An 8,098-nucleotide genomic window follows, 5' to 3' on the forward strand; every position below is an offset into this window, starting at 1 on the left:
GGCGAAACCGGGAGGAGCCAAGCTCGTCTGGACCTACTCGGAGTAGAGATACTTCGAGATGTTCGGGTCCGCGATGTTGGACTTGTCCATAATCGTGAAGCCGGTGCCGATCGTGACCGGGATCGAATGACCGGTCAGGTGGGCATAAGCCGAGACGACGCCGAAGTAACCGATCTCGGCCGGATGCTGGGCGATCGCCACATCAACCAGGCCGGTGTTGATGTTGTCGACGATGCTGGTCGGCGCATCGAACGCAACGACCTTGATGGTTCCCGTCTGTCCCGCTTGCTTCACGCCGTTGGCGGCGCCCAGGGCCGAGAACAGATTGGCGCCGAACACGCCGACGAGATCGGGATTGCGCGCGAACACAGCCTGCAGTTGCGAGGCCGCCTTGTTGGCATCATCGTCATTGAACTGGGTCTCCAGCACGGTGATGCCCGGATGTTTGGCCATCTCCTTCTTGAAGCCCTCTTCGCGCTGGTCGGTGGTCGAAATGCCGGGCTTGACGTTCGAGACGTAGACCTTGCCCTTGTCGCCGATGGCGGTTGCCAATGCGCGCGCCGCGATCTCGCCGCCCAGCACATTATCCGAGGCAATATAGGCCAGCGGGAAGTCGGCATCGCCAGCACCCGTCTGGTAGACGCCCGTGCCGATGAACGTATCGACGGTTATGACCGGAATGCCGGCGTCATTGGCCTTGCGCAGCGGTTCGACCAGCTGAACCTTGTCGGTCGGCGCGATCAGGATCGCGTCGGGCTTCTTGGCGATGACAGCGTCGAGCACCGGCACCTGGGTGACCGGGTTGAAGTCCGGAGCACCCTGGAAGACCAGATTCACGCCGAGCGCATCGGCGGCCGCCTGGGCACCCTTGCGCATGGTGATGTAGAAGCCGTCGGTGGTGAGGCCCGGAATGAGCGCGATGGTGTATTTCTTGTCCTGCGCCTGCGCGGGCGCCATCAGTACCGTGGCGCTGACGGCAAACGCCGCGAGCGCGGCAACGATCTTCTTCATGACATCCTCCTCATTGTCGGCAGTTCTGCCGTTTGCGGTGATTTTGTGATGGCCGTCATCCGCGCGAGGCAGGAGCCGACGGCCGGGTACGCCTGTTTGCCTTCGCGGGCAGCTCCTCCCAAGCGCCCTCAGTCTAAATGTCGGCCGGTCGAGTCGACCGGCACAATCGCCGCGTTCTCTTTCCTCGCCTCCGTGAGGTCAGGGAACCGCCCGGCACGCCAGCAGGCCGGGTCCATAGGTTGTAACACTTTGCAGAAATAAATTGCAACTCGGTTTTTGCGAAGCCGCAACGCCGGCTTTTCCAGACACCATCTGACTGCTCCTTGGAGCCCCGGCGAACTATCGCCCCGACTTCCCTCCGACACAATCGATTTCGCAACGGGCTTCGCCGGCACAGACCAGCAGCATCAGGCCCGGCATGTCTGCCGCTATCGCGTTGCAAGAACCGCCAGGATGGCCTGCGCCGTCTTGGTGTCCGTCACCAGCGCGTTGATGAGCCCGGAACGAGCGGCGCCGATGATTGCCGTCGCCTTTTCCGGCGAGGCGGCGACGCCGATCACCAGGGGCACGGCGCGAAGCTGCGCCGGCGACATGGCGATCATCCGGCTCTCCCCTTCCCAGCCGATCAGGGCGCCTTCCGCATCGAAGTAATGACGAAGCACGTCGCCGGCAGCGTGAACCAGCGCCTGCTCGCTCGGCGTGGCGGCACTCGCCTCGGGCGCGTTGATGGCATGCGGCAGGCCGATGCCGACGATCGCCACATCCGTTCTCTCCCACAGCGCGACGGCATCGCGAATAGCCGTGTCGCGCAGGAAGACCTCACGCAACTCGCTCGACGGCAGATAGGGAGCGTGGATGAAACGTGGCGCGCCACCGAACTCTTCCGCGGCTAGCCGCACGAATTCGTTGACCTGGAAATGCGCCGCGTGCTGCTGCATGCCGCCGGTTGCAGCCACCGTCAGCACGCCCGGCATACGTGGCAGGCCGGCTCGAATGACCTCGCGCACGGCGCGCCCCCAGCCGATGGCGACCACGGAGCCGGCCACCAGCTGCGCCTGCCTGAGCAAAGCGCCAAGCGGAGCCGAAAGCGCTGTCAACGCGCCTGCCGCCGGCGTCTCGACAACGGCGGCATCCCGCAATTTCAACCCGTCGACCAGTTGCCTTGTGATATCCTCCGGCGTCGCAAGGTCGATGACCTCGATGCGCACGATGCCTTCGGCCCGCGCCCGCTGCAGCAGGCGCGAAATCGTCGCGGTGGACACCCCGAGTTGCCGCGCGATATCGACCTGCGACATCTCCTCCACATAGTGCAGCTTGGCAACCGTGTGCAGCATCGTGCGCGATGCGGTCGCGTCCTGGACGGAGGGAACAGACAGCTTGCAATTCCTTTCAGCAACGTGTTACACACGCATACGCCGACGGGAGTTATTGCGCAAATCCGGTGAACTCGCAACTTGGCCATACCAGGCCGCGCACCGGCAAGGCTGCTTATCCCAGCAGCAAGCGATGCATCAGGCGGCAAGAGCTTCCTGCCGGCAGGCGGGCAAACTTACCATTGGTTTCCACGGGATCCGCGCCCTCGGCGAGAGAGCGCCAACATCGGACAGAAGACAACCATGACGAAGATGACCACCGCGGAACTGCGCGGCTACCAGCAGATATGCGGCAAGGACGGAGCCATGGTGGCCATCGCTTGCGACCAGCGCGGCGGCATGCGCACCTTGCTGGCGTCGGACCCCGCTGACCAAGCCAGGATCACCAACGACATGCTCGGCGACACCAAGGCCGACATCACGCGCTACCTCGCAAGCGCTGCCTCCTGCGTCCTACTCGATCCGCTCTGCGCGGTGCCGAGGGTGGTCGACGAGGGCGTGCTGAACCGGGATACCGCACTCCTCATCGGCCTCGATGCGTCCGGTTTCGACGTTTCGCCGGAAGGCTACCGCCTGTCGCGGCTGGTTCCCGGCATCGATGCGCGACGCGTGCGCGAACTGGGCGGCACTGGCGGCAAGATCATGGTGTATCTCAGGGCCGACAAGCCGCACGCCAACGAACACAACATCGCCATCCTGCGCCAATGCATCGCCGACTTCGGCAAGGAGGACCTGCTGCTCGTCGTCGAATTCCTGACCTATCAGCTCGAAGGGGAGAGCCCTGAGGACTATGCGGCCAAGACGCCCTGGCTGGTCGAGGAGGGTACGAGGATTTCGCTGGAATGCGGCGCAAAGGTGCTGAAGCTGCCCTACCCCGGAACGCCGGAAGCCTGCGCCAACATCACAAAAATGGCCGGCGAAGTGCCGTGGGCGGTGCTTTCGGCTGGCGTCAACCACGCCACCTTCCTCGGGCAGGTCGAGATCGCGATGCAAAATGGCGCCTCCGGTGTGATCGCCGGCCGTTCGCTGTGGAAAGACTGCATTTCGCTCGACCGTGACATTCAGCGCGAAAGGCTTAAGACCATCGCGGTGCCCCGGCTGCGCGAGATACAGGCGGTGATCGGGCACTATCGGCAGAAAGCAGCTGCCTGACATCCGTTGGATCACCGGCACGTGCAGGACGTCATGCCACAACAGTCGACGGCCGTAGGGATCGATATCGGCGGCACCAATTTGCGCGCCGCCCGCGTCTCGGCCACAGGGGAAATCCTCGAACGCCTTTCCGAAAAAAGCGCGCCCGACCCTGAACTGGTGCTTGGCCGCATCACAGACATGGTGCGCCTTCTCGACGCCCCCGACGTGGCGGCAATCGGCGTCGGCGTTCCCGGCCGCGTCGACGCGCACCGCCACGCAGTGCTGTCGGGGGGCTACGTCAACCTCGCCTCGGTCGCGCTCGCGCAGCGTCTGGAGAGCATGACCGGCAAGCCTGTTATCCTCGACAATGATTGCAACATGGCTCTGGCCGCCGAGATGGTGCTTGGTGCCGGCAAGGGCCACGACAACGTCGCCATGTTCACCATCGGCACTGGCATTGGCGGCGCCGTCGTCCAGAACCGACGGATCACGCGTGGCCGGGCAACGGCGGGGCAACTGGGCCACATCACCGTTGACGTCGACGGCGAGGTCTGCGCCTGCGGGCGGCGCGGCTGTGTCGAAACCACCAGTTCCGGCACGGCACTTGGCCGCCACATCGCGCGTGCCGGCTTGAGCCCCGACGTCACGGTCGACCAGCTGTTCGCCCGCGACGCGGACGGCGACATGAAGGCGCGCGGCATACTGGAAGCCTGGGCAAGACCGCTGCGCGCCGCGATCGACACCACCGTCGCCATGTTCGACCCCGATCTCGTCCTCCTTGGCGGTGGGCTTGGTCTGGCGGCGCACCGAGCGCTCGGCCACGCGCCGGCACTGGCGCCATGGTACCAATGCCCGGTGCAGCCGGCGCGGCTCGGCGACGATGCCGGTGTGATCGGCGCCGCGCTGCAGGCGCTTTTGGCGCCGGCATCGACATCGCTTTCCGTTCAGCCTGGCCGCGCCAGGCGCGCCGTGCTCGTCAACGGCATCCCGGCCAGCGGCAAGAGCACCGTGTCACGCGGCATAGCCGACCGCACGGGATGGCCGCTGCTTGCACTTGATACGGTCAAGAACCCGTTCCTCGAAATCCTCGGCGGCGCCGACCGCGAATTCAACCGCACGCTCGGCCGTGCCAGCTACCAGGTCATCTGGTCGCTTGTCGGCGACGCTCCGGCGGACAGCACCTTCATCGTCGATGCGTGGTTCGGTTTCCAGCCGCGGCAAGTGCTCGAAGATCATCTGCGCGACGCCGGTGTCCAAGACACAGTCGAGATCTGGTGCCACGCGCCAGGCGAGGTGCTGGCGGAACGCTATGGCGCTCGTCTCGGCGAGCGTCTCCCCGGCCATCCCGGCGCCGCCTATATTCCTGAACTGATTGAACTGGCCAAGCGCGCCGAACCACTACGGCGAGGGCCGCTGTTCGACGTCGACACGACGCAGCCGATCGACCTCGATGCCATCGTCGTATGGCTTCGCGCCGCGATGGCTGGCGACGCATAGACATCGGGAAGAGCGAATTTTGCCGCCGGCGACGATGCATGGTTCCGTTCCACCGCTTCCGGGGCGGTACGCAGCGCCGGCAGCGGCTCGCGACCGGTGGCGATGGCGGAGAGCGCGCAGACGCGTTTTAAGTTATTGCCGACGGGCTTGTCGCCGGTGACGACCAGCGCTTCAGGTTGTGAGTCCGTCCAGCTATCAGTGAATCTATCGATCATAGCATAAAATTCGGAAAACCAAGGACTGTGCAACTGAATGTGTAACACTCTATCGTCCACTGTGATGCCATTTGCTGGCTCTGGGCAATCGACATGGAACCGGTGACGGGGGTGCTCAATCCGCGCTGTCTACTTTGCAGCGGCCGTCGTGATCTTGTCGAGTACGTCAGCCACCGCCTGCAAAACCTCGTCCAACACTCATATGGCAGATGAGCCTGGTTGGTTGACGATGCCTTAGCCGAACGTTTCGAAAAGTTGGTACAAAGCAAGCGCGCTCACCAACACACCGATGGCAGCCATCAAGGCACGGGGGCGTACGTGGCGCGCGACGTAACCGCCAAAGGGAGCGGCAAGCAAACCACCGATGATCAGCGCGGCAATATGCTCGACGTGGGCCGTTGCCAACTCGATGAAGAATGTCGTCGCCACCGCTAGGGTGACGAAGAATTCCGCCGCATTGACCGAACCTATGGCTTTCCGCGGCGAATGACCTGATCCAAGAAGGGTTGAGGTCGCAATCGGTCCCCAGCCGGCCCCCCCGATCGCATCCAAGAACCCGCTGACCAGACCAAGCAGACCGGCGTATCCGATCTTCGCATCCGTCTTGGGTGGGCCCGATTTCGCCGCTTTCAGGACGATGAACAGTCCCATCACGAGCAAGTAGGCCGAAATGAAGGGACGGACTGTCCCCCCGTCGATGTTCGAAAGGACGTGTGCTCCCAGAATCCCTCCGAGCACTCCAGGTACGCCGAGCGTCAGAAGAAGCCTGTAGTCGACGTTCTTGTGGAACAGGTGGGATAGTGCGGACGCCCCTGTGGTTGCAACTTCGGCCGAATGGACCGCTGCACTCGTCGGCGCGGGTGGTATTCCGAGCGACAACAGCGCGGTCGTTGTGATCAGGCCAAACGCCATCCCGAGACCGCCATCCACGAGCTGTGCAAGGAAGCCGACTGCAGCGAGAACCAGGAACTCGCTTGTTATTGTAAACACTTGCTTTGCCGCGCTTGGACCATGTCAGTCACCGCCAGACCCCGCTTCCCGTTCGGTGGGCCGCGACGTGAGAAGGCTCGCCGCCACTGACGCCAACAAGATAAGCGAGACGACGCCCAGCGTGATCCAGGCCGGAACTTTGTAAACGTCGAGCAGCAGCATCTTCACGCCGACAACCATCAGGATGATTGCCAGACCGTACTTCAGCAGGTGAAAGCGCTCCGCCATATCAGCCAATAGGAAATACATCGCCCGTAACCCAAGGATGGCGAAGATATTGGAAGTGAACACGATAAACGGATCATCGGTTATCGCAAAGACTGCTGGGATCGAGTCAACCGCGAAGATGAGATCGGTCACCTCCACCACGACGAGCACCAGGAACAGGGGTGTGGCATGGCGCAGGCCGTCTCTCACCACAAAGAATTTCTCCCCACGGTATTCGTTGGTGATCCTCATATGGTGGCGCATCCACCGCAAGACCGGGTTCTTCTCCAGGTCGGGCTTCCGCTCAGCCAAAATCAGCATCTTGATACCAGTGAACAAGAGGATCGCGCCAAAGACGTAAAGTATCCAGTGGAACTCGGCGAGCAGCAGCGCGCCGGCGTAGATAAGCACGGCGCGCATCAGTATTGCGCCGAGTACACCGTAGAGAAGCACCCGCTTTTGAAATTCTATAGGCACCGCGAAGAAGTTGAAGAGAGTGATCCAGACAAAGACATTGTCCAGGGCGAGCGACTTCTCCATCAGATAGCCGGTGAGGTATTCGAGCGCCTTTTCGTTCGCCACTTCTCGCGAAAAGCGCACGTCCAGGTACCACCAGAACCAGCCGCAGAAGGCGAATGAGACAGCAATCCACACCACCGACCAAGCGCCCGCTTCTTTCACGCTCACCCGGTGGTCGCCTTGGGCCCTGAGCACGAAAAAATCAACCGCCAGCAGGACAATAACGAGCAGCGTGAATCCGAGATAGAGATCGGGCGTGCCGGTGGATGCGATAGTCATCCGTTGCTCCGTGGGTCAGGGTCGCCTTGCTCCCGACGACTGCGCCAGGCTAGATGGCGGGTTGGCCCGGCAGGGCGCCGTCGGGAGGCCAGTCGTGATCCAGGGACGATGATCTTGCGGTCACCACGGTCAGGGCATGACCGTCCCGTAAAGCGCGAAGATGACCGCGATCAGCGGAACGGCGAAGAGGTGGGGTCGATAGCGGTCCGACATCGAATTCTCCTTGTTCTTGCAGCGTGTCGCAACAAATGCGTCAAAGTCGGTGTTCACCCAGCGATATTCAACGGAACATAGACAGACCAGTTCCTCTTTTTTGGCTGGCTTCTGGCTTTCCGCCGGTCTCCACCTCTTTCCACCTGCGTGTCCCACCCCGAAAAAAGTGGGCGCAGTCGGCGAGCCCGTCCCAACCGCTGATCATGATCTCCTCGGTCACCGCGCCACGGTGCGGCGGAAGACACCTGCTCGGGTCGCGGGCCCCGTCGCCTTTGACGAACATGGGCTGCCAGCCTTCCTTGGCCGGCGCCCAGAGCGTCCAGCCGAGCGGCCACACCTTCGATGACGGGCAAGCTTTCAAGTCTGGGCTTGGGTGCAGGCTGCAATCCGTCCTCCCGCGAAGAATCATCGCGGAAGTGTCGCGCCTTTCATCGGTCGCCGAAACACGGGGGCAAATTTGGCGCTTACAACGAACACGCCGCTCGCACAGACCAAGACCGGCATCAAGGCGGAGCGCGAGACCGGCCCATCACGGTGCCGTCGCGAACGGCTTCGTGCGTTCATGACTCAAATGGAAAGGGAGAATTGGTTGCGGGGACAGGATTTGAACCTGTGACCTTCAGGTTATGAGCCTGACGAGCTACCGGGCTGCTCCACCCC

Annotated in this window: 7 protein-coding genes; 2 read left to right on the top strand and 5 right to left on the bottom strand. The window is 62.8% G+C overall.

Annotated features, from left to right (window positions below):
• Positions 1–33: 33 nt before the first annotated feature.
• Positions 34–1,011 (bottom strand): ABC transporter substrate-binding protein, encoded by a 978-nt coding sequence (locus LB556_RS05965; protein WP_224565030.1) that lies wholly within the window; start codon positions 1,009–1,011, stop codon positions 34–36.
• Positions 1,012–1,439: 428 nt separating this feature from the next.
• Positions 1,440–2,345 carry a sugar-binding transcriptional regulator gene (locus LB556_RS05970; RefSeq protein WP_224565032.1) on the bottom strand — a complete coding sequence of 302 codons (906 nt, stop codon included), beginning with the start codon at positions 2,343–2,345 and terminating at the stop codon, positions 1,440–1,442.
• Between the two features lie 282 nt (positions 2,346–2,627).
• Between LB556_RS05970 and LB556_RS05975 the strand changes: the two genes are divergently transcribed.
• Both LB556_RS05975 and LB556_RS05980 read left to right on the top strand, forming a co-directional pair.
• Complete coding sequence (locus LB556_RS05975; RefSeq protein ID WP_224565034.1) at positions 2,628–3,536, top strand: tagatose-bisphosphate aldolase; 909 nt, start codon at positions 2,628–2,630, stop codon at positions 3,534–3,536.
• 33 nt (positions 3,537–3,569) lie between these two features.
• Complete coding sequence (locus LB556_RS05980) at positions 3,570–5,015, top strand: ROK family protein (RefSeq protein ID WP_224565035.1); 1,446 nt, start codon at positions 3,570–3,572, stop codon at positions 5,013–5,015.
• Between the two features lie 449 nt (positions 5,016–5,464).
• On the opposite strand, the gene LB556_RS05985 is transcribed toward LB556_RS05980, so the two are convergent.
• The 3 genes from LB556_RS05985 to LB556_RS05995 form a co-directional block, all read right to left on the bottom strand.
• The gene (locus LB556_RS05985; protein WP_224565037.1) at positions 5,465–6,220 is read right to left on the bottom strand and encodes a sulfite exporter TauE/SafE family protein; all 756 of its coding nucleotides are present in this window, start codon (positions 6,218–6,220) and stop codon (positions 5,465–5,467) included.
• A gap of 24 nt (positions 6,221–6,244) precedes the next feature.
• Entirely contained in the window at positions 6,245–7,225 is a 981-nt protein-coding gene (locus LB556_RS05990) for a TerC family protein (RefSeq protein ID WP_263485096.1), read from the bottom strand.
• Between the two features lie 129 nt (positions 7,226–7,354).
• Entirely contained in the window at positions 7,355–7,495 is a 141-nt protein-coding gene (locus LB556_RS05995) for a hypothetical protein (RefSeq protein WP_224565039.1), read from the bottom strand.
• Positions 7,496–8,098 lie beyond the last annotated feature (603 nt).

The sequence above is a fragment of the Mesorhizobium sp. ES1-4 genome (assembly GCF_020164745.1).
In the GTDB taxonomy this organism is placed as follows: domain Bacteria; phylum Pseudomonadota; class Alphaproteobacteria; order Rhizobiales; family Rhizobiaceae; genus Mesorhizobium.

Excerpts from the sequence above, each read along its gene's own strand:
- LB556_RS05975 (WP_224565034.1), top strand. The coding sequence starts at position 2,628 with ATGACGAAGATGACCACCGCGGAACTGCGCGGCTACCAGCAGATATGC.
- LB556_RS05990 (WP_263485096.1), bottom strand. The coding sequence starts at position 7,225 with ATGACTATCGCATCCACCGGCACGCCCGATCTCTATCTCGGATTCACG.
- LB556_RS05970 (WP_224565032.1), bottom strand. The coding sequence starts at position 2,345 with ATGCTGCACACGGTTGCCAAGCTGCACTATGTGGAGGAGATGTCGCAG.
- LB556_RS05980 (WP_224565035.1), top strand. The coding sequence starts at position 3,570 with ATGCCACAACAGTCGACGGCCGTAGGGATCGATATCGGCGGCACCAAT.
- LB556_RS05965 (WP_224565030.1), bottom strand. The coding sequence starts at position 1,011 with ATGAAGAAGATCGTTGCCGCGCTCGCGGCGTTTGCCGTCAGCGCCACG.